This window comes from Pseudomonas sp. FG47, assembly GCF_057809115.1.
Map to the genome: position 1 here is coordinate 482,193 of NZ_JBMDJI010000001.1, position 21,384 is coordinate 503,576.

Genomic DNA, 21,384 nt, shown 5'->3' on the forward strand with positions numbered 1-21,384 from the left:
CGGTTGCCTATACAGGCCACGACGCTTACCGGTAGGAGCCAGCCTTGCTCTGGCAGTCAAAGCGGTTCGCCAGCAAGGCTGGCTCCTACAGGCCCGTGCGACGCTTGCAGGTCAATGTCGTAAACGCGCCATTGCAAGGCGCGCGCAGGCATCTGTACCGCCGTGCCCGGTCATACCATCGCTGCAAAGGGTGGGAAAACCCTCACCAGACAAGAAACGATCGCTGCCGGGAGATACACGATGTTCAGCAAGCAAGACCAGATCCAGGGTTACGACGACGCACTGCTGGCGGCGATGAATGCCGAAGAGCAACGCCAGGAAGATCACATCGAGCTGATCGCCTCGGAAAACTACACCAGCAAGCGCGTGATGCAGGCCCAGGGCAGCGGCCTGACCAACAAGTACGCCGAAGGCTACCCAGGCAAGCGCTACTACGGCGGCTGCGAGCATGTGGATAAAGTCGAGGCGCTGGCCATCGAGCGCGCCAAGCAGCTGTTCGGCGCCGACTACGCCAACGTCCAACCGCACTCCGGCTCCTCGGCCAACAGCGCCGTGTACCTGGCCCTGCTGCAGGCCGGTGACACCATCCTGGGCATGAGCCTGGCCCACGGCGGCCACCTGACCCACGGCGCCAAGGTGTCGTCCTCGGGCAAGCTGTACAACGCGGTTCAATACGGGATCGACACCGCAACCGGCTTGATCGACTACGACGAAGTCGAGCGCCTGGCCGTGGAACACAAGCCGAAGATGATCGTCGCCGGCTTCTCGGCCTACTCCAAGACCCTGGATTTCCCGCGTTTCCGCCAGATCGCCGATAAAGTCGGCGCGCTGCTGTTCGTCGACATGGCTCACGTCGCCGGCCTGGTCGCCGCCGGCTTGTACCCCAACCCGATCCCATTCGCCGACGTGGTCACCACCACCACCCACAAGACCCTGCGCGGTCCACGTGGCGGCCTGATCCTGGCCAAGGCCAACGAAGAGATCGAGAAGAAGCTCAACGCCGCGGTGTTCCCCGGCGCCCAGGGCGGCCCGTTGATGCACGTGATCGCCGCCAAGGCGGTGTGCTTCAAGGAGGCGCTGGAACCTGAGTTCAAGAGCTACCAGAAGCAAGTGATCGAAAACGCCCAGGCCATGGCCCAGGTGTTCATCGAGCGCGGCTACGACGTTGTGTCGGGCGGCACCGACAACCACCTGTTCCTGGTCAGCCTGATTCGCCAGGGCCTGACCGGCAAGGACGCCGACGCCGCCTTGGGCCGCGCCCATATCACCGTCAACAAGAACGCCGTGCCTAACGACCCGCAGTCGCCTTTCGTCACCTCGGGCCTGCGCATCGGCACCCCGGCCGTCACCACCCGTGGCTTCAAGGTCGCCCAGTGCGTGGCCCTGGCTGGCTGGATCTGCGATGTGCTGGACAACCTGGGCGACGCCGATGTCGAGGCCGATGTGGCCAAGAACGTCGCCGCGCTGTGCGCCGACTTCCCGGTCTACCGCTGAGTGGAGCAGAACACCATGCAACGTTACTCGGGCTTCGGCCTCTTCAAGCACTCCCTCAGCCACCACGAAAACTGGCAGCGCATGTGGCGCACGCCAACGCCGAAGAAGGTCTACGACGTGGTCATCGTCGGCGGTGGCGGCCATGGCCTGGCCACCGCCTACTACCTGGCCAAGGAGCACGGCATCACCAACGTCGCGGTGATCGAGAAGGGCTACCTGGGCGGCGGCAACACCGCCCGCAACACCACCATCGTGCGTTCCAACTATCTGTGGGACGAGTCGGCGCACTTGTACGAGCACGCCATGAAGCTGTGGGAAGGCCTCTCGCAGGACATCAACTACAACGTGATGTTCTCCCAGCGCGGCGTCTACAACCTGTGCCACACCCTGCAGGACATCCGTGATTCCGAGCGCCGGGTCAACGCCAACCGCCTCAACGGCGTCGACGGCGAACTGATCCGCACCGAGCAAGTGGCGGCCGAGATCCCCTATCTCGACTGCTCGAAGAACACCCGCTACCCGATCCTCGGCGCCACCGTGCAGCGCCGTGGCGGCGTGGCTCGCCATGATGCCGTGGCCTGGGGCTTCGCCCGGGCCGCCGATGCCCTGGGCGTGGATCTGATCCAGCAGACCGAAGTGATCGGCTTCCGTAAGGAAAACGGCGCGGTGATCGGTGTCGAGACCAACAAGGGCTTCATCGGCGCCAAGCGCGTCGGCGTGGTCACCGCCGGCAACTCCGGGCACATGGCCAAGCTCGCCGGCTTCCGCCTGCCGCTGGAGTCGCACCCGTTGCAGGCGCTGGTATCGGAGCCGATCAAGCCGATCATCGACAGCGTGATCATGTCCAACGCCGTGCACGGCTACATCAGCCAATCCGACAAGGGCGACCTGGTGATCGGCGCCGGTATCGACGGCTGGGTTGGCTACGGCCAGCGCGGTTCGTACCCGGTCATCGAGCACACCCTGCAGGCGATCGTCGAGATGTTCCCGATCCTCTCGCGCGTGCGCATGAACCGCCAGTGGGGCGGCATCGTCGACACCACTCCCGACGCCTGCCCGATCATCTCCAAGACCCCGGTGAAGAACATGTTCTTCAATTGCGGCTGGGGCACCGGCGGCTTCAAGGCCACACCAGGCTCGGGCAACGTGTTCGCCGCGAGCCTGGCCAAGGGCGAGATGCACCCGCTGGCCGCGCCTTTCTCCATCGACCGTTTCTACAACGGTGCGCTGATCGACGAACACGGCGCCGCTGCCGTCGCCCACTGACCCGGAGACAACCGTCATGTTGCAAATCTTCTGTCCCCACTGCGGCGAGCTGCGCTCCGAGGAAGAATTCCACGCGTCCGGCCAGGCCCACATCGCCCGCCCGCTGGACCCGAACGCCTGCTCCGACGAGGAGTGGGGCACCTACATGTTCTTCCGCGATAACCCGCGTGGCATCCACCACGAGCTGTGGGACCACGTCGCCGGCTGCCGCCAGTACTTCAACGTCACCCGTGACACGGTGACCTACGAGATTCTGGAAACCTACAAGATCGGCGAGAAACCGCAGGTCACCGCCACCTCGAAACAGAGCACCGCGCCAGCGACCGCCAAGGGCCAAGGGGAAAAAGTATGAGCCAGACCTATCGCCTCGCCAGCGGCGGCCGTATCGACCGCAGCAAGGTGCTGAACTTCACCTTCAACGGCAAGACCTACCAGGGCTATGCCGGCGACACCCTGGCCGCCGCGCTGCTGGCCAACGGCGTCGATATCGTCGGGCGCAGCTTCAAGTACTCGCGCCCGCGCGGGATCATCGCCGCCGGTACCGAAGAGCCGAATGCGATCCTGCAGATCGGCGCCAGCGAAGCCACCCAGATCCCCAACGTGCGTGCCACCCAGCAGGCGCTGTACGCCGGCCTGGTTGCCACCAGCACCAACGGCTGGCCGAACGTCAACAACGACATGATGGGCATCATCGGCAAGGTCGGCGGCAACATGATGCCGCCCGGGTTCTACTACAAGACCTTCATGTACCCCAAGTCGTTCTGGATGACCTACGAGAAGTACATCCGCAAGGCGGCGGGCCTGGGTCGCGCACCGCTGCAGAACGACCCGGACAGCTACGACTACATGAACCAGCACTGCGACGTGCTGATCGTCGGCGCTGGCCCCGCCGGCCTGGCCGCCGCTCTGGCTGCCGCGCGTAGCGGTGCCAGGGTGATCCTGGCGGACGAGCAGGAAGAGTTCGGCGGCACCTTGCTCGACAGCCGCGAAACCCTCGACGGCAAACCGGCCGCCGATTGGGTCAATGCGGTTGTGGCCGAGCTGGAAAGCCTGCCGGAAGTTACCCTGCTGCCGCGCAGCACGGTCAATGGCTACCACGACCACAACTTCCTGACCATCCATGAACGGCTCACCGATCACCTCGGCGACCGCGCCCCGATCGGCCAGGTGCGTCAGCGCGTGCACCGCGTGCGCGCCAACCGCGTGGTGCTGGCGGCTGGCGCCCATGAGCGTCCGCTGGTGTACGGCAACAACGACCTGCCGGGCAACATGCTGGCCGGCGCCGTGTCCACTTACGTGCGCCGTTATGGCGTCGCCCCGGGCCGCAAGCTGGTGCTGTCGACCAACAACGACCATGCCTACCGCGCCGCGCTGGACTGGCACGACGCCGGCCTGCAGGTGGTCGCCATCGCCGATGCGCGCCACAACCCACGTGGTTCGCTGGTCGAGGAAGCCCGCGCCAAGGGCATCCGCATCCTCACCTCCAGCGCCGTGATCGAGGCCAAGGGCAGCAAGCACGTCACCGGCGCCCGCGTGGCCGCCATCGATGTGCAGGCGCACAAGGTCACCAGCCCTGGTGAAACCCTCGACTGCGACCTGATCGCCACCTCCGGCGGCTACAGCCCGGTGGTGCACCTGGCTTCGCACCTGGGCGGTCGCCCGGTGTGGCGTGAGGACATCCTTGGCTTCGTGCCCGGCGATGCCCCGCAGAAGCGCGTGTGCGTCGGTGGCGTGAATGGCGTCTATGCCCTGGGCGATGTGATCGCCGACGGCTTCGAAGGTGGCGTGCGCGCTGCCACCGAAGCCGGTTTCAAGGCCAGCATCGGCACCGTGCCGAAAACCTTGGCCCGCAAGGAAGAGGCCACCGTGGCGCTGTTCCAGGTGCCCCACGACAAAGGCACCGCCCGTGCGCCGAAGCAGTTCGTCGACCAGCAGAACGACGTCACCGCCGCCGCCATCGAGCTGGCCACCCGCGAAGGCTTCGAATCGGTCGAGCACGTCAAGCGCTACACCGCGCTGGGCTTCGGCACCGACCAGGGCAAGCTGGGCAACATCAACGGCCTGGCCATCGCCGCCCGTTCGCTCGGGATCGGCATCCCGGAAATGGGCACCACCATGTTCCGCCCCAACTACACGCCGGTGACCTTCGGCGCGGTAGCCGGCCGGCACTGCGGCCACCTGTTCGAGCCGGTGCGCTTCACCGCCCTGCATGCCTGGCACATCAAGAACGGCGCCGAGTTCGAGGACGTCGGCCAATGGAAGCGCCCGTGGTACTTCCCCAAGCCCGGCGAAGACATCCACAGCGCCGTGGCCCGCGAATGCAAGGCCGTGCGTGACAGCGTCGGCCTGCTGGACGCCTCGACCCTGGGCAAGATCGATATCCAGGGCCCGGACGCCCGCGAGTTCCTCAACCGCATCTACAGCAACGCCTGGACCAAGCTCGACGTGGGCAAGGCCCGCTACGGCCTGATGTGCAAGGAAGACGGCATGGTCTTCGACGACGGCGTCACCGCCTGCGTCGGCGACAACCACTTCATCATGACCACCACCACCGGCGGCGCCGCCCGCGTGCTGCAATGGCTGGAGCTGTACCACCAGACCGAATGGCCGGAAATGAAGGTGTACTTCACCTCGGTCACCGACCACTGGGCGACCATGACCCTGTCCGGCCCCAACAGCCGCAAGCTGTTGGCCGAGATCAGCGACATCGACCTGGACAAGGACGGCTTCCCGTTCATGAGCTGGAAGGAAGGCCTGGTCGGCGGCGTGCCGGCGCGGGTGTTCCGCATCTCGTTCACCGGCGAGCTGTCGTACGAGATCAACGTGCAGGCCAACTACGCCATGGGCGTGCTGGAGCAGATCGTCGAGGCGGGCAAAAAGTACAACCTGACCCCCTACGGCACCGAGACCATGCACGTGCTGCGCGCCGAGAAGGGCTTCATCATCGTCGGCCAGGACACCGACGGCTCGATGACCCCGGACGACCTCAACATGAGCTGGTGCGTGGGCCGCAACAAGGCCTTCTCGTGGATCGGCCTGCGCGGCATGAACCGCGAGGACACCACCCGCGAGAACCGCAAGCAGCTGGTGGGGTTGAAGCCAGTAGACCCGAACGTCTGGCTGCCGGAGGGGGCGCAGCTGGTATTCGACCCCAAGCAGCCGATCCCGATGGACATGGTTGGCCACGTCACCTCCAGCTATGCGGCCAACTCCCTGGGCTATTCGTTCGCCATGGGCGTGGTCAAGGGCGGCCTCAAGCGCATGGGCGAGCGGGTGTATTCGCCGCAGGCCGATGGCAGCGTGATCGAGGCCGAGATCGTGTCTTCGGTGTTCTTCGATCCGAAGGGTGAGCGGCAGAACGTTTGATTTCAGGGATTGTGGAGGTAGGCCGCGTTCCTGTAGGAGCCGGCTTGCCGGCGAACAGGGCCCTGGGCCTCACCACACCGCTGCGTCGTATCGACGAACAAGAATTCAAGGCAGGTAACAAATGAGCGCTATCAACGTCTTCCAGCAAAACCCCGGCGCCGACGCCAAGGCCCAGTCGCCACTGCACCACGCCGACCTGGCCAGCCTGGTCGGCAAGGGCCGCAAGAACGCAGGCGTGACCCTGCGCGAAAAGAAATTCCTCGGCCACCTGACCCTGCGTGGCGATGGCCATGATCCGGCCTTCGCTGGCGCCGTGCACAAGGCCCTGGGCCTGGAACTGCCGGTGGCCCTTACCGTGGTCGCCAACGGCGAGATGTCGCTGCAGTGGATGGGCCCGGACGAGTACCTGCTGATCGTCCCCGGCGGCCAGGAGTTCGCCGTCGAGCAGAAGCTGCGCGACGCCCTCGACGGCCAGCATGTCCAGGTGGTCAACGTCAGCGGCGGGCAGACCCTGCTCGAGCTGCGCGGCCCGAACGTGCGCGATGTTCTGATGAAATCCACCAGCTATGATGTGCATCCGAACAACTTCCCGGTCGGCAAGGCCGTCGGCACCGTGTTCGCCAAGTCGCAACTGGTGATCCGCCGCACCGCCGAGGACACCTGGGAGCTGGTGATCCGCCGCAGCTTCTCCGACTACTGGTGGCTGTGGCTGCAGGACGCATCGGCCGAGTACGGCCTGGCCATCGAAGCCTAAGGAGCAGCACCATGAGTCGGGCACCGGACACCTGGATTCTCACCGCCGACTGCCCGAGCATGCTCGGCACGGTCGATGTGGTGACGCGTCATCTCTACGAGCAGCGCTGCTACGTCACCGAGCACCATTCCTTCGACGACCGGCTGTCGGGGCGGTTCTTCATTCGCGTGGAGTTCCGCGCCCCGGACGCTTTCGACGAAGACGGTTTTCGCGCAGGCCTGGCTGAGCGCAGCGAAGCCTTCGGCATGGCCTTCGAGCTGACCGCGCCCAACCACCGCCCCAAGGTGGTGATCATGGTGTCCAAGGCCGACCATTGCCTGAACGACCTGCTGTACCGCCAGCGCATCGGCCAGCTGGCCATGGACGTGGTCGCGGTGGTGTCCAACCACCCCGACCTCGAACCCCTGGCGCATTGGCACAAGATTCCCTACTACCACTTCGCCCTCGATCCCAACGACAAGCCGGCGCAGGAGCGCAAGGTGCTGCAGGTGATCGAGCAGAGTGGTGCCGAGCTGGTCATTCTTGCCCGCTACATGCAGGTGCTGTCGCCGGAGCTGTGCCGGCGCCTGGATGGCTGGGCGATCAACATCCATCACTCGTTGCTGCCGGGGTTCAAGGGGGCCAAGCCGTATCACCAGGCCTACAACAAGGGCGTGAAGATGGTTGGCGCCACGGCGCACTACATCAACAACGACCTGGACGAAGGGCCGATCATCGCCCAGGGGGTCGAGGTGGTGGACCATGGCCACTACCCCGAGGACCTGATTGCCAAGGGGCGGGATATCGAGTGCCTGACCTTGGCGCGGGCGGTGGGGTATCACATCGAGCGGCGGGTGTTCCTCAATGCCAATCGCACCGTGGTGCTCTGATTTGCCACGATTCCTGTAGGAGCCAGCCTTGCTGGCGAACCGCCGCGCCACGCAGTTGCTGCTATTCGCCAGCAAGGCTCCTACAGGGTAGGCGGTGCTTCGGCGTTATCAGACATCCCCCTGTCGCATCCAGTCACCGCCCCACCACCTATCCAGCCCACAATCCCCCTCATTCCAGTAACACAGGCCGCCCACGGAAACGGCGGCGCTTTCCACCACCGCTGCATAAATACAAATCAAGCGAGGTAAGAGCATGTCTGGTAACCGTGGAGTGGTGTATCTCGGCGCGGGCAAGGTCGAGGTGCAGAAGATCGACTACCCCAAGATGCAGGACCCGCGCGGCAAGAAGATCGAGCACGGTGTCATCCTCAAGGTGGTCTCCACCAACATCTGCGGCTCTGACCAGCACATGGTCCGCGGCCGCACCACCGCCCAGGTCGGCCTGGTGCTAGGCCACGAAATCACCGGTGAAATCGTCGAGATGGGGCGTGACGTCGAGCGCCTGAAAATCGGTGACCTGGTCTCGGTACCCTTCAACGTCGCCTGTGGCCGCTGCCGTTCGTGCAAGGAGATGCACACGGGTGTCTGCCTCACCGTCAACCCGGCCCGCGCCGGTGGCGCCTATGGCTATGTCGACATGGGCGACTGGACGGGTGGCCAGGCCGAGTACGTGCTGGTGCCGTATGCCGACTTCAACCTGCTGAAACTGCCCGACCGCGACAAGGCGATGGCCAAGATTCGCGACCTGACCTGCCTGTCGGACATCTTGCCCACCGGCTACCACGGTGCTGTCACCGCCGGTGTTGGCCCAGGCAGCACCGTGTATGTCGCCGGTGCCGGCCCGGTCGGCCTGGCCGCCGCCGCGTCCGCCCGCTTGCTGGGCGCCGCCTGCGTGATCGTCGGCGACCTCAATCCGGCCCGCCTGGCCCACGCCAAGGCCCAGGGCTTCGAAGTGGTCGACCTGTCCAAGGACACGCCGCTGCACGAGCAGATCGTCGACATCCTCGGCGAGCCGGAAGTCGACTGCGCTGTTGACGCGGTCGGCTTCGAGGCTCGTGGCCATGGCCATGAAGGCGCCAAGCACGAGGCCCCGGCCACCGTGCTCAACTCGCTGATGCAGGTGACTCGTGTCGCCGGCAAGATCGGTATCCCGGGCCTTTACGTGACCGAGGACCCGGGCGCGGTGGATGCCGCGGCCAAGATCGGCGCGCTGAGCATCCGCTTCGGCCTGGGTTGGGCCAAGTCGCACAGCTTCCACACCGGCCAGACCCCGACCATGAAGTACAACCGTCAGCTGATGCAGGCGATCATGTGGGACCGCATCAACATCGCCGAAGTGGTGGGGGTGCAGGTGATCAGCCTCGACCAGGCGCCGGAAGGCTATGGTGAGTTCGATGCCGGCGTGCCGAAGAAATTCGTCATCGACCCGCACAGGACCTTCAGCGCCGCGTAAGCGCGTTCGCCGGCAAGCCGCTTCCTGGCGGGGGCGGCTTGCCGAGCGATGGCCGGCCCGGAACAAAGCTTCGGCGTGCCAGTCATATGCCTCGTTTCCCGGCCATTCCGGCCGACCGAGGTCCCTCCCGATGAAAGCACTCACCCTGGCAACCCTGATGACCCTGGCCGCAAGCCCGGTGTTCGCCTTCAACTTAAGCGACGTCGCCAATGCCGTGTCCGCCGCGCAAAGCCCGCAGCAGAATGGCCAGGTCCAGGCGCCCGCCGCCCAGGCCAACCTGCTCAACACCTTGGGCAGCGAATTGAAGATCACCCCCGAGCAGGCCGTTGGCGGTGCCGGGGCGATGCTGGGGCTGGCACGCAACAACCTGAGCAGCGATGACTATGGCCAGCTGACCAAGGCGGTGCCGGGCCTGGACCTGCTGTCCGGTGCCAATGGATTGGGCGGCCTGAGTGGCCTGGGGCAGTTGCTGGGCAACGACAAGACTGCCCCTGCCTTGAGCAACGCCCTGGGCAACCAGGTGGAGAACCGCGGCGACCTGGACAATGCGTTCAAGGCGCTGGGCATGGATACCGGCATGATCGGCCAGTTCGCGCCGCTGATCCTGCAGTACCTGGGGCAGCAGGGGATTGCCGGGTCGTTGCTGCAGAATCTGGGAAACTTGTGGAACACCCCTGCGCCGTTGAGCCAGCCATCGGTCTGAGTGCCTGACGCGGACATTGTAGGACCGCGTGTGGCTTCAGCGCATCTCGGCGCGTAGCTCCTCGATACGCTGGTCCTTGTCCAGCCACAGCTGGTTGACCCACGCCTGCACGGTCTGGCGGAACGCCGGGTCGTTCTCGTAATCGCCCGCGCACAGCGCCGGGTCCAGTTCGCGTACGCGGATATCGATGATCACCCGGCTGATGCTGCCGTTGAGTAGCGCCCAGAACCCCGGCGCCTGGTCACCGGGATAGACGATGGTCACGTCCAGCAGCGCGTCCAGTTGCTCGCCCAGCGCCGCCAAGACGAAGGCCACGCCGCCGGCCTTGGGCTTGAGCAGGTGGCGGTAGGGCGATTGCTGCTGCGCGCGCTTGGCCTCGGTGAAACGGGTGCCTTCGAGGTAGTTGACCACGGTCACCGGCTGGCGCTTGAACAGCTCGCAGGCGGCCTTGGTGATTTCCAGGTCGGTGCCCTTGAGCTCGGGGTGCTTGTCGAGGAAGGCCTTGCTGTAGCGCTTCATGAACGGGTAGTCCAGCGCCCACCAGGCCAGGCCCAGCAGCGGTACCCAGATCAGTTCCTTCTTGAGGAAGAACTTGAAGAATGGCACCCGGCGGTTGAGGCTTTCGATCAGCGCGGGGATGTCGACCCAGGTTTGATGGTTGCTGACGCACAGGTAGGAGGTGTCCTGGCGCAGTTTGTCGACGCCGCGGATGTCCCACTGGGTAGGGATGCACAGGGCGAAGATGGCCTTGTCGATTTCCGACCAGGTTTCGGCGATCCACATCACCGCCGCCGAGGCGTAGTCGCGGCCCCGACCGGGCAAGACCAGCTTGAGCAGGGCGAAGACCAGCAGCGGGCCGATCAGCACCAGGGTGTTGAGCAGCAGCAGGGAGAGGGTGAGGATGCCGGTCAGCAGGCGACGCATAAGGGAACTCTTGTTGTGTGAGGTAAACGGTTGGCAATGATAAGCAGGGCAGCGGCCTACGCCAAACGTCGTACGTCCATTAACTGGGACAAATGTTTCACATTGTGTTGTTTACCCTGTGGCAACGAACCTATCCTGCCTGCGTAGTCTAAGCACTGTCCCAACTCAAGGAAGCCTTGCCCGTGAAATCCTTGCTTGCCCTGCTGTCCCTGCTGGCGCTGCCGGTCATGGCCGCCGAACCGACGATCTACGGACGCTACGAGAACATCAAGCTGCCGGAAATCGGCCACACCCTCAAAGCCAAGATGGACACCGGTGCCTGGACCGCCTCGTTGTCGGCCAAGGACATCGAGATGTTCAGCCGCGACGGCAACGAGTGGGTGCGCTTTCGCCTGGCCACCGAAGGCGCCAGCGACAAGGTCTACGAGCATGAAGTGTCGCGCATCAGCAAGATCAAGAACCGCGCCGATGAAGAAGACGAGGAAGAGGCGCCAGCGCTCTCTCACCGCCCGGTGATCGACCTGGAAATGTGCCTGGGCGATGTGAAGCGCACCGTGGAGGTCAACTTGGTCGACCGCAGCAACTTCCGCTACCCGCTGCTGATCGGCTCCAAGGCCCTGCGCAAGTTCAAGGCGGCGGTGGATCCGCGCGCGAAATTCACGGCGGGCAACCCGGGCTGCTGATCCAGCAGCCGCAAGCATTGAGCGACAAGCTGCAAGAAACGGCGGATCGGTGTAAGTTGCCGCGATCCGCTTTCACTTGAAGCTTGCAGCTCGAGGCTTGCCGCTCAGATGCCCCATATCCTCATTGTCGAAGACGAATCCGCCATCGCCGACACCCTGATCTTTGCCCTGCAGGCCGATGGCCACAGCACTGAGTGGGTGAGCCTGGGCAGCGCCGCCGTCGAGCAGCAGCGCCTGCGTCCGGCCGACCTGGTGATCCTCGACATCGGCCTGCCCGATATCAGCGGCTTCGAAACCTGTCGCCAGCTGCGCCGCTTCAGCGAGGTGCCGGTGATGTTCCTCAGTGCCCGCGATGCCGAGATCGATCGGGTGCTGGGCCTGGAAATCGGCGCCGACGATTACGTGGTCAAGCCGTTCAGCCCCCGTGAGGTGGCCGCGCGGGTGCGGGCGATCCTCAAGCGCATGGCACCCCGGCCAGAGCCGGTCGAGCAGGCATCGCCGTTTCAGCTCGACACGCTGGCCATGCGCATCGTCTATCGCAACCAGCCGCTGGCCCTGACCCGTCACGAGTTTCGCCTGCTGCAAAGCCTGCTCGAACAGCCGCGGCGGGTATTGAGCCGCGAACAGTTGCTCGACCGCCTGGGCGTGGCCTCGGACGCCGGCTACGAGCGCACTATCGACAGCCATATCAAGGGCCTGCGCGCCAAACTGCGCCAGGTGGTACCCGACGCCGAGCCGATCCAGACCCATCGCGGCCTGGGCTACAGCTACAGCCCGGAACACGCCTGATGCGCCTGGGCATTCGGATTTTCCTGGTGTACTTCCTGTTCGTCGGGCTGGCCGGCTATTTCCTGCTCAACACCGTGCGCGAGCAGATTCGCCCGGTGGTGCGCCAGTCGTCCGAGGAGACCCTGGTGGACACCGCCAACCTGCTGGCGGAGATCCTGCGCGACGACGTCAAGCGCGGCACCCTGGACCAGAGCCGGCTGGCCCAGGTGCTTAAGGCCTATGGCGAACGGCGCCCCAGCGCGCAGATCTGGGGGCTGGCGAAGAACCAGGTCAGTCACCGTATCTACGTGACCGACGCCAATGGCATCGTGCTGCTCGACTCCACCGGACAGGACCTGGGCAAGGACTATTCGCGCTGGAACGATGTCTACCTGACCCTGCGTGGCCAGTACGGCGCGCGCTCGACCCGCAGTGACCCGGACGACGAGAGCACCTCGGTGATGCATGTGGCGGCGCCGATCCTCGATGAGGGCCGGGTCATCGGCGTGGTCACCGTGGCCAAGCCCAACAGCTCGCTGCAACCCTACATCGACCGCTCCGAACAGCGCCTGTTGAGCCTGGGCCTGGGCCTGATCGTGCTCGGCTTGCTGGTCGGCGCGGCACTGTCATGGTGGCTGGCCCGCTCGCTGCGGCGGCTCACCCACTACGCCCAGGCGGTCAGCGCGGGCGAGCGCGCCGCCTTGCCGCACTACAAGGGCGGCGAGCTGCTGCAACTGGCCACGGCGGTGGAGCGCATGCGCACGCAGCTGGAGGGCAAGGCCTATGTCGAGCGCTACGTGCACACCCTCACCCATGAGCTGAAAAGCCCGCTGGCGGCGATACGCGGCGCTTCCGAGCTGTTGCAGGGCGAGATGGCGGATGCGCAGCGGGCGCGTTTCGCCGGCAATATCGAGCGCGAAAGCGAGCGCTTGCAGCAGATGATCGAGCGCCTGCTCAACCTGGCCCGGGTCGAACAGATGCAGGCGTTGGAGGACGAACAGCAGGTGCCGCTGGCGGGGCTGGTGGAGGAGCTGCTGCTGGCCCAGGGCGCGCGTATCGAGGCGGCAGGGGTAGGGGTGCGCCAGGACATACCGGCCAGCGCCAGGCTGCTCTGCGACCCGTTCCTGATGCGCCAGGCCCTGGCCAACCTGCTGGACAACGCGCTGGACTTCACCCCAGCGCAAGGCATGTTGGCCTTTGCGCTGGAGGTCGCAGGCGAGCGGGTGGCGCTGAGCCTGGTCAACCAGGGGCCGGCCATTCCCGACTATGCGCTGGAACGGGTGAGCGAGCGATTCTATTCGCTGCCAAGGCCCGCCACCGGGCGCAAGAGCACTGGGTTGGGGCTGAACTTCGTGGCCGAGGTGATGCAGTTGCATGGTGGGGCATTGGCCGTGGACAACGTCGAGGATGGGGTACGGGTGCGGCTCTGGTTGCCGGCGCGACGGTTCAACTGAAGTACCGAGGCCGCTTTGCGGCCCATTCTCCACACAATCTCCACATTCGCTCCCTGAAGGCTCCATGTAGCAGGCAGACACTGCCGCCATCGCAAACGGAGCCCTACCCATGAACAAGACCCTCGGTTTCAAGCTCGGCCTGATTGCCGTGCTGATCCTGCTGTTGCTGATCCCCCTGCTGATGATCGGCGGCCTGATCGATGAGCGCCAGGCGCTGCGCGACGGCGTGTTGCGCGACATCGCCCAGAGCTCCAGCTTCGACCAGCAGATCACCGGTCCCTTGCTGGTGGTGCCGTACCGCAAGTACGAGCGGCGCTGGATCGACAAGGACGGCCAGAGCGTGCAGGAAACCAGCACGGTCACGGGCAATCTGTACTTCCTGCCAGAAACCTTCGAGGCCGATGTCGGCGTTGACACCGAACTGCGCGCCCGCGGCATCTACCAGGCGCGGCTGTTCCACGCCAAGAGCCGTATCAGCGGGCGCTTCAAGCTGCCGGAGCGCTGGGGTATCGACAAGGACTACCAGGACTACCGCTTCGACAAGCCGTACCTGGCGGTCGGGATCAGTGATATCCGCGGTATCGAGAACGGTCTGGAGTTGACCTTCGACGACCAGCGTCTGGCGTTCGAGGCGGGCACTGGCCTGGACTGGCTGCGTGGCGGCGTGCATGTCGGCCTGCCCCAGCTCGATGGCCAACAGGCCCGCGAGTTCGCCTACGGCTTCGACCTGGTCTTGCAGGGCACCGGCCAGTTGCATGTGCTGCCGGTGGGCCGCAGCAGCAGTGTGGACATGCGCGCCAACTGGCCGCACCCAAGCTTTATCGGTAGCTACCTGCCCAGCCGCCGGGCCATCGATGACCAGGGCTTCAGCGCCCACTGGCAGACCTCGTTCTTCGCCACCAACCTGGAAGATGCCCTGCGTCAGTGCGTCGGCGCCCAGCAGTGCGCGGACTTCACCGGCCCGACCTTTGGCGTGAGCTTCGTCGATCCGGTGGACCAGTACCTCAAGAGCGAACGGGCGATCAAGTATGCGTTGCTGTTCATCGCTCTGACCTTTGCCGGCTTCTTCCTCTTCGAGGTGTTGAAGCACCTGAGCGTGCATCCGGTGCAGTACATCCTGGTGGGCGTGGCGCTGGCGTTTTTCTACCTGCTGTTGCTGTCGCTGTCCGAGCACCTGGGCTTCGCCCTGGCCTATGGCTTGTCGGCCTCGGCCTGTGTGCTGCTGATCGGCTTCTACCTGGCGCATGTGCTGCGCAGCCTGGGCCGTGGAGTCGGCTTCGCGGCGGGGCTGGCGGCGTTGTACGCGATGCTTTATGGGCTGCTGAGCGCCGAGGACTACGCGCTGCTGATGGGCTCGCTGCTGTGCTTCGGCTTGCTTGGGGTGTTCATGGTATTGACCCGGCGGCTGGACTGGTCGCGGGTGGGGAGGGCGGCATGAGGGAGGATAGGGAGCTTGGGCGCTGGTTGGCGGTTCGCATCAGTACGCTATTTGCCGGCACGCCGGCGGTAGAAGCCAGCCTTGCTGGCGAACACCGGCGCCGCCGGTGCCATCCACCGCGTTGCCTGCTTCGCCAGCAAGGCTGGCTCCTACCCGGTTAGCGAGGCCCTTCAGGGAGCGCTGGCCAGCATCGACGGCCGCTGGCTGACCTGGGCGAACCAGGTGGCCAGCCCTGGGTACAGCGATCGCCAGTCGAACGCTGGCTGGCGCAGATCCAGGTAACCCAGGGCGCAGGCCACGCCGATGGAGGCGATATCGAACCCGGAGATGATCTCTGCCAGGTGCTCCTGTTCCAGATTCGCCAGCCCGCGGCGAATCTTCTCGCCCTGGGCCTCGACCCAGCCGTCCCATTGTTTGTCCGCCGGGCGCAGGAAGGTCTCGTAGCGCGTGGCCACCGCGGCATCCATGATCGCGTCGGCCTGGGACGCCAGGGTCAGGCGCCGCCAGCGCATCGAGCCCTCGCGAGGCACTAGCGGCAGGCCGACATGCTGGGTGTCGAGATACTCGCAGATCACCCGGCTGTCATGCAGCACGCTGCCATCGTCCAGGCGCAGGGCCGGGATCTTGCCGATCGGGTTGCCCTGGTTGAGCTGCGCGTCACCATTCACCGGGCTGATGTTCACGCCCTGCAGGCTGACGCGCTCCAATTGGCCGGTCTCGTGCAGCACGATCATGACCTTGCGCACGAACGGCGACAGCGGTGAATGGAACAGGATCATGGCTCAGTTACCTTGCAGGCTGGGCGGCAGGCACACGCCAGTGCCACCGATGCCGCAGTAGCCGTCCGGGTTCTTGGCCAGGTACTGCTGGTGGTAGGCCTCGGCGAAGTACACGGTCGGCGCCTGGGCGATCTCGGTGGTGATCGCGCCGAAGCCGGCCTTGCTCAGCTCGGCCTGGAAGGCGGCCTGGCTGGCCTGGGCTTGCTCGAGTTGCTGCGGCGAGGTGCAATAGATCGCCGAGCGATACTGGGTGCCGACGTCATTGCCCTGGCGCATGCCCTGGGTCGGGTTGTGCAGCTCCCAGAACATCGCCAGCAGTTCGCGGTAACTGACCTTGTTCTTGTCGAACACCACCAGCACCACCTCGGTGTGGCCGGTCAGGCCCGAACAGACTTCCTCGTAGGTGGGGTTGGGGGTGAAGCCGCCGGCGTAGCCGACCACGGTGCTGACCACGCCTTCGCGCTGCCAGAAGCGCCGTTCGGCGCCCCAGAAGCAACCCAGGCCGAAGATGGCGAAGTCGATGTCGCCTTCGAAGAACGGGCCAAGCAGCGGGGTGCCTTCGAACACGTAGTGGAACTCGGGCAGGGTCATCGGGGTTTCGCGGCCAGGCAGGGCCTGTTCCGCGGTGGGCAGGACGTTTTTGTTCACCAGGATTTGCGAACGCAGGACCATGGCCGTTCCTCTGAATTTTCCAGTTGGATAGGGGGTGGGCCATTCGCCGGCAAGCCGGCTCCTACGTAGGAGCCGGCTTGCCGGCGAATGGGGCCGAATGGTCCCTATAGTGCCCGAGGTTTGCGCCGCTGTCAGTCCATCGGCCCGCGCGGATAGCGGCGCAGTTTCTCGCTCAGCTCACGTCCCGGAATCGGCCGGTCGAACAGATAACCCTGGCCGACGTCGCAGCGGTGGCGGCGCAGGAACGCCAACTGCTCGGGCGTCTCGATCCCTTCGGCCACCACCTTGAGCTTGAGGTTGTGGGCCATGGCCACCACTGCCGAGGTGATCTCCATGTCATCCTGGTTGTCGGGGATCTCGTTGATGAAGCTGCGGTCGATCTTGATGATGTCGATCGGGAATTTCTTCAGGTAGCTCAGCGACGAATAGCCGGTGCCGAAATCGTCCATGGCCAGGGTCAGGCCCAGGGCCTTGAGCTCGTCGAGCTGGCGATGGGTGTCCTCGGTGGCCTCCAGCAGCAGGCCTTCGGTCAGCTCCAGCTCGAGCAGGTGCGGCGGCAGCGCCTCCTCCTTGAGGATGGTGCCGATCGAGGCGACCAGCTCCGGGTCGGAGAACTGCTTGGGCGACAGGTTGATGGCCACGTGCAGGTTGCCCAGGCCCGCTTCGCGCAGTTGCTGGCTCATGCGGCAGGCCTGGCGCACTACCCACTTGCCGATGGGAATGATCAGGCCGGTTTCCTCGGCCACGCTGATGAACTGGTCGGGGCGGATCATGCCGCGCTCGGGGTGGTTCCAGCGCAGCAGCGCCTCCAGCCCGAGCAGGCGGCCGCTGCGCAGGCACAGCTTGGGCTGGTAGAACACTTCCAGTTCGTTCTGGGTCAGGGCGCGGCGCAGGTTGTTCTCGACGAACAGCTTGTAGCTGGCCTCGGCGTTGAGCACCTCGGTGAACACCTGGACCTGGTGCTTGCCGTTGGCCTTGGCCTTGTGCAGGGCCAGGCCGGCGTTTTTCATCAGGGTCGCCGGGTCGGCGCCGTGCAGCGGCGCGCAGGCCAGGCCTACCGAGGCGGTGACGTTGATCAACTGGTTGTCGACGAACATCGGCTTGTCGAGGGTGCGCAGCAACTGGTGGGCGACGCCCTGGCCGTCTTCCAGGTGGGTGTCGTCGAGCAGCACGGCGAATTCGTTGCTGGCAAAGCGCGCCAGGCTGCCGCCATTGCTCAGGCTGTTGCGCAGGCGTCGGGCCAGGCTGACCAGCAGCTTGTCGCCGGTCTGGTGGCCGAGGCTGTCGTTGATCCGCTTGAAGTTGTCGATATCCACCAGCAGCAGGCAGATCGGGCTGTCGCTGTCGCGGGCGAAACGCTCGTCGAGGTTGCGGATGAACGCCGGGCGGTTGCCCAGGTTGGTCAGGTTGTCGGTGTAGGCCAGGCGCTCGATGCGCTGCTGGGCCAGCTTGCTCTGGGTGACGTCCTCGTAGATGCCGATGTAGTGGGTCAGCTCGCGGTTGTCGCCGTACACCTTGGAGATCGACAGCTGGCCCCAGTAGGGTTCGAGGTTCTTGCGCCGGCTCTTGAATTCGCCCTGCCAGCTATTGCCCATGGCCAGGCTCGAGGGCGAATCGAACAGCAGCTCGCTAAGGTTCTCCAGCGCCGGCAGCTCGCCCAGGTGGTGGCCCTGGACCTCCTCGGTGCTGTACTGGGTGATGGCGGTGAAGCTTGGGTTGACGTATTCCACCACGCCGTCGCGATTGACCAGCAGGAAGGCGCTGGCGCTCTGTTCCACGGCGCGCTGGAACAGGTGCAGGGCGCTGGCGGCGGTGCGCCGGTTGTGATTGTTGATCACCTGGGCGAACTGGTCGGCCAGCTCGCCGGCGAAGGCGATCTCATCCGACTGCCAGGCCCGGGCGCGACCGGTCTGCTCCAGGCACAGCACACCGACCACCTGGCCATCGATGCGGATGCTGGCGTCGAGCATGGCGTTGTCGTCGCTGGCGTACAGCGATTCGGCCATCTCGCGAGTGCGCGGGTCATGGCTGGCGTTGTGGGCGTCGATGGCGCGGCTGGCGTGCAGCGCCTCGAGGTAGTCGGGGAACTGGCTGGCGTCGATCGCCTCGGGCATGCGGTGCTGCCGGTCGCGGCGGTACCAGGCGATGATCGGCTCCAGACGCTGCTCGTGCAGGTACCAGATGCTGGCGCAGTCGACGTTGTAGATCTCGCAGGCGCTCTGGGTGATCAGTTCGGCGGCCTCGATCAGCGAGTTGCCGATGCTGTAGCGCTGGCGGGCCAGGCGCAGGATCAGGTCTTGCTGGGCGCGCACCCGCTCCAGGTGCTCGAGCTGTTCCTGCTGGGCTCGCTGGTTCAGTTGCAGGGCCAGTTGCAGGCGGTTGTTGCGCGACTCCAGGTCGTGGGTGTCGAGGTCCGGGGTATCGACCTGCTGGTCGAATACGGTCAGGTAGCCGCGCAGCAGTTGGCGGTTGTGCTGCTTGTAGCTTTCACCGACTTCCAGCAGGCGCAGCGGCGCCGGGTGGGCGTGCAGGGTGTAGCGCACCCGGTAGTAGCCGCGCTGGCTCAGTTGCAACTGGATCTCGTCGTGCAGCTTGTAGCGTGCCTCGGGCTCCATCAGGCTGGCGTAGGGCGAGCCGATCAGGGCACACAGCTCGGCGGCGGGCAAGCCGAATTGGCGTTCGCAGGCCGGGTCGAGGTAAAGCATGGCCCAGCTGGCTTCGTTGAGCCGTTCGAAACGCAGCATGCCGAGCCGCGAGGGCACGGGAAGCTGCGTGACGACCTCGGCCGCCACACGGCTGGCGGCATCGGGTTGGCTTTTCATCGAAGACTCGCTTGAACTGGGGGCACGGCGTGAAACCGGCGTATCGGGCAAGGTTGCATCATGTCCCGTGGGCTGGCAAGCGGCCATGCGGGATGCTGTGAACAGGTTGTCGGCCAGTTGCATGAAATCTGTAGGAGCCAGCTTGCTGGCGAACCACGCACCTGTTCGCCAGCAAGCGGGCTCCTACAGGGTCGTGGCATTCATGCGGACAAAAAAAGCCCCGCCAGATGGCGGGGTTGAGGTACGAGCGTGGCAGCTCGAAAGGGTACCTGCCCCTCGACACAGGGGCAGGCAAGCAACGGTTTACAGCAGCATGGTGCGGATATCGCCCAACACGTCGCCCAGGCGCTTGGTGAAGCGCGCCGCGGCGGCGCCGTTGATCACACGGTGATCGTAGGACAGCGACAGCGGCAGCATCAGCTTGGGTTGGAAGGCCTTGCCATCCCAGACCGGTTGCATGGTTGCCTTGGACACACCGAGAATCGCCACCTCAGGCGCGTTGACGATCGGCGTGAAGCCGGTACCGCCAATGTGGCCGAGGCTGGAGATGGTGAAGCAGGCACCCTGCATGTCGTCGGCCGACAGCTTCTTGGTGCGTGCCTTCTCTGCCAGAGCGGCGGCCTCGGCAGCCAGTTGCAGCAGGCTCTTCTGGTCGACATTCTTGATCACAGGGACCAGCAGGCCGTCCGGAGTGTCCACGGCGAAGCCGATGTGCACGTACTTCTTACGGATGATCGCCTTGCCGCTTGGCGCCAGCGAGCTGTTGAAGTCCGGCAGTTCCTTGAGCAGGAAGGCGCAGGCCTTGAGCAGCAGCGGCAGCACGGTCAGCTTGACGCCAGCCTTCTCGGCCACGGCCTTCTGCGCCACGCGGAAGGCTTCCAGCTCGGTGATGTCGGCGGAGTCGAACTGGGTCACGTGCGGCACGTTCAGCCAGCTGCGGTGCAGGTTGGCGGCACCGACCTGCATCAGGCGGGTCAGGGCGACTTCTTCGACTTCGCCGAACTTGCTGAAGTCCACGGCAGGGATCGGCGGGATGCCGGCACCACCGGTAGCGCCGGCAGCCGGGGCTTCCTTGGCCTTCTGCATCATCGCCTTGACGTAGACCTGCACGTCTTCTTTCAGGATGCGGCCGTGCGGACCGGTAGCCGCGACCGAACCCAGGTCGACGCCGAATTCACGGGCCAGCTGACGAACGGCAGGGCCGGCATGGACCTTGGCGTTGCTGCCAGCAGCCGGCGCGGTGGCGACCGGAGCAGGGGCAGCAGCCGGGGCGGCAGCGGCAGGCGCCGCGGCTGGAGCAGCCTCAGCCTTGGCCGGAGCGGCGGCTGGTGCCGGAGCAGAAGCAGGGGCAGCGCCAGCGGCTTTGATCTTGAAGATCAGGTCGCCGGTGCCCACTTCGTCTTCCAGCTTGCACAGCACGGCTTCGATCACGCCAGCGGCGGGCGACGGGATCTCCATGGAGGCCTTGTCGGACTCCAGGGTGATCAGCGACTGGTCGGCTTCGACGGTGTCGCCGACCTTGACCAGCACTTCGATGATCTTGGCCTTGCCCGACGAGCCGATGTCCGGCACGTGGATGTCCTGCACGCTGGCGGCAGCCGGGGCTGCGGCGGCAGGGGCCGGGGCGGCGGCTTCAGCGGCGGGCGCTGGAGCAGCAGCCGGGGCCGCCGCGGCCGGAGCCTCGGGCGCCGCGGCGGCGCCCTCGACTTCCAGGACCAGCAGCTCGTCGCCTTCTTTCAGGCGGTCGCCCAGCTTGACCTTCAGTTCCTTGACCACGCCGGCCTTGGGCGCAGGGATTTCCATGGAGGCCTTGTCGGACTCCAGGGTCAGCAGGCTCTGGTCTGCTTCGATACGGTCACCGACCTTGACGAACAGCTCGATGATTTCACCTTCACCGCTGCCGATGTCAGGTACGCGAATGAGTTCGCTCACTTAAAAA

At 65.4% G+C, this 21,384-nt stretch carries 17 protein-coding genes; 12 read left to right on the plus strand and 5 right to left on the minus strand.

Translation table 11 applies throughout. The features are described 5' to 3' along the window. Positions 1 to 240 precede the first annotated feature (240 nt). From ACODS5_RS02270 to ACODS5_RS02305, 8 genes are all read left to right on the plus strand, one after another. Complete coding sequence (locus ACODS5_RS02270; RefSeq protein WP_489107804.1) at positions 241 to 1,494, plus strand: serine hydroxymethyltransferase; 1,254 nt, start codon at positions 241 to 243, stop codon at positions 1,492 to 1,494. Between the two features lie 15 nt (positions 1,495 to 1,509). Continuing rightward, positions 1,510 to 2,760 (plus strand): sarcosine oxidase subunit beta family protein, encoded by a 1,251-nt coding sequence (locus tag ACODS5_RS02275; RefSeq protein ID WP_046857448.1) that lies wholly within the window; start codon positions 1,510 to 1,512, stop codon positions 2,758 to 2,760. 16 nt (positions 2,761 to 2,776) lie between these two features. Continuing rightward, positions 2,777 to 3,112: a sarcosine oxidase subunit delta gene (locus ACODS5_RS02280; protein WP_011536147.1), complete on the plus strand. Its 336-nt coding sequence runs from the start codon at positions 2,777 to 2,779 to the stop codon at positions 3,110 to 3,112. After that, positions 3,109 to 6,126: a sarcosine oxidase subunit alpha gene (locus tag ACODS5_RS02285; RefSeq protein WP_489107805.1), complete on the plus strand. Its 3,018-nt coding sequence runs from the start codon at positions 3,109 to 3,111 to the stop codon at positions 6,124 to 6,126. Before ACODS5_RS02280 ends, ACODS5_RS02285 begins: the two co-directional genes overlap by 4 nt. A 121-nt stretch (positions 6,127 to 6,247) precedes the next feature. Continuing rightward, positions 6,248 to 6,880 carry a sarcosine oxidase subunit gamma gene (locus ACODS5_RS02290; RefSeq protein WP_134689880.1) on the plus strand — a complete coding sequence of 211 codons (633 nt, stop codon included), beginning with the start codon at positions 6,248 to 6,250 and terminating at the stop codon, positions 6,878 to 6,880. 11 nt (positions 6,881 to 6,891) lie between these two features. Then, positions 6,892 to 7,749: a formyltetrahydrofolate deformylase gene (purU, locus tag ACODS5_RS02295; protein WP_134689879.1), complete on the plus strand. Its 858-nt coding sequence runs from the start codon at positions 6,892 to 6,894 to the stop codon at positions 7,747 to 7,749. Between the two features lie 253 nt (positions 7,750 to 8,002). Beyond that, a complete protein-coding gene (gene fdhA / locus ACODS5_RS02300; RefSeq protein WP_134689878.1) occupies positions 8,003 to 9,202 on the plus strand; it encodes a formaldehyde dehydrogenase, glutathione-independent in 1,200 nt (399 codons plus the stop codon). 130 nt (positions 9,203 to 9,332) lie between these two features. Beyond that, entirely contained in the window at positions 9,333 to 9,905 is a 573-nt protein-coding gene (locus ACODS5_RS02305; protein ID WP_134689877.1) for a DUF2780 domain-containing protein, read from the plus strand. Positions 9,906 to 9,941: 36 nt separating this feature from the next. On the opposite strand, the gene yihG is transcribed toward ACODS5_RS02305, so the two are convergent. Next, positions 9,942 to 10,829 (minus strand): 1-acylglycerol-3-phosphate O-acyltransferase, YihG family, encoded by an 888-nt coding sequence (gene yihG, locus ACODS5_RS02310; RefSeq protein WP_489107806.1) that lies wholly within the window; start codon positions 10,827 to 10,829, stop codon positions 9,942 to 9,944. 182 nt (positions 10,830 to 11,011) lie between these two features. On the opposite strand from yihG, the gene rloA2 reads away from it, so the two are divergent. From rloA2 to creD, 4 genes are all read left to right on the plus strand, one after another. Then, a complete protein-coding gene (rloA2, locus tag ACODS5_RS02315) occupies positions 11,012 to 11,512 on the plus strand; it encodes a retropepsin-like aspartic peptidase RloA2 (RefSeq protein ID WP_489107807.1) in 501 nt (166 codons plus the stop codon). 108 nt (positions 11,513 to 11,620) lie between these two features. Continuing rightward, the gene (creB, locus tag ACODS5_RS02320) at positions 11,621 to 12,301 is read left to right on the plus strand and encodes a two-component system response regulator CreB (RefSeq protein WP_134689874.1); all 681 of its coding nucleotides are present in this window, start codon (positions 11,621 to 11,623) and stop codon (positions 12,299 to 12,301) included. Next, entirely contained in the window at positions 12,301 to 13,734 is a 1,434-nt protein-coding gene (gene creC, locus ACODS5_RS02325) for a two-component system sensor histidine kinase CreC (protein ID WP_134689873.1), read from the plus strand. Before creB ends, creC begins: the two co-directional genes overlap by 1 nt. 109 nt (positions 13,735 to 13,843) lie before the next feature. Next, positions 13,844 to 15,172, plus strand: coding sequence for a cell envelope integrity protein CreD (gene creD / locus ACODS5_RS02330; RefSeq protein ID WP_489107808.1), 1,329 nt, complete (start codon positions 13,844 to 13,846; stop codon positions 15,170 to 15,172). 170 nt (positions 15,173 to 15,342) lie between these two features. On the opposite strand, the gene ACODS5_RS02335 is transcribed toward creD, so the two are convergent. From ACODS5_RS02335 to aceF, 4 genes are all read right to left on the minus strand, one after another. After that, entirely contained in the window at positions 15,343 to 15,951 is a 609-nt protein-coding gene (locus tag ACODS5_RS02335; protein WP_134689871.1) for a glutathione S-transferase, read from the minus strand. 3 nt (positions 15,952 to 15,954) lie between these two features. Next, positions 15,955 to 16,623 (minus strand): peptide-methionine (S)-S-oxide reductase MsrA, encoded by a 669-nt coding sequence (gene msrA, locus ACODS5_RS02340; protein ID WP_134689870.1) that lies wholly within the window; start codon positions 16,621 to 16,623, stop codon positions 15,955 to 15,957. A 131-nt stretch (positions 16,624 to 16,754) separates the two neighbouring features. After that, positions 16,755 to 19,445: a putative bifunctional diguanylate cyclase/phosphodiesterase gene (locus ACODS5_RS02345; RefSeq protein ID WP_134689869.1), complete on the minus strand. Its 2,691-nt coding sequence runs from the start codon at positions 19,443 to 19,445 to the stop codon at positions 16,755 to 16,757. Positions 19,446 to 19,748: 303 nt separating this feature from the next. Then, a complete protein-coding gene (aceF, locus tag ACODS5_RS02350; protein WP_489107809.1) occupies positions 19,749 to 21,377 on the minus strand; it encodes a dihydrolipoyllysine-residue acetyltransferase in 1,629 nt (542 codons plus the stop codon). Between the last annotated feature and the right edge of the window lie 7 nt (positions 21,378 to 21,384).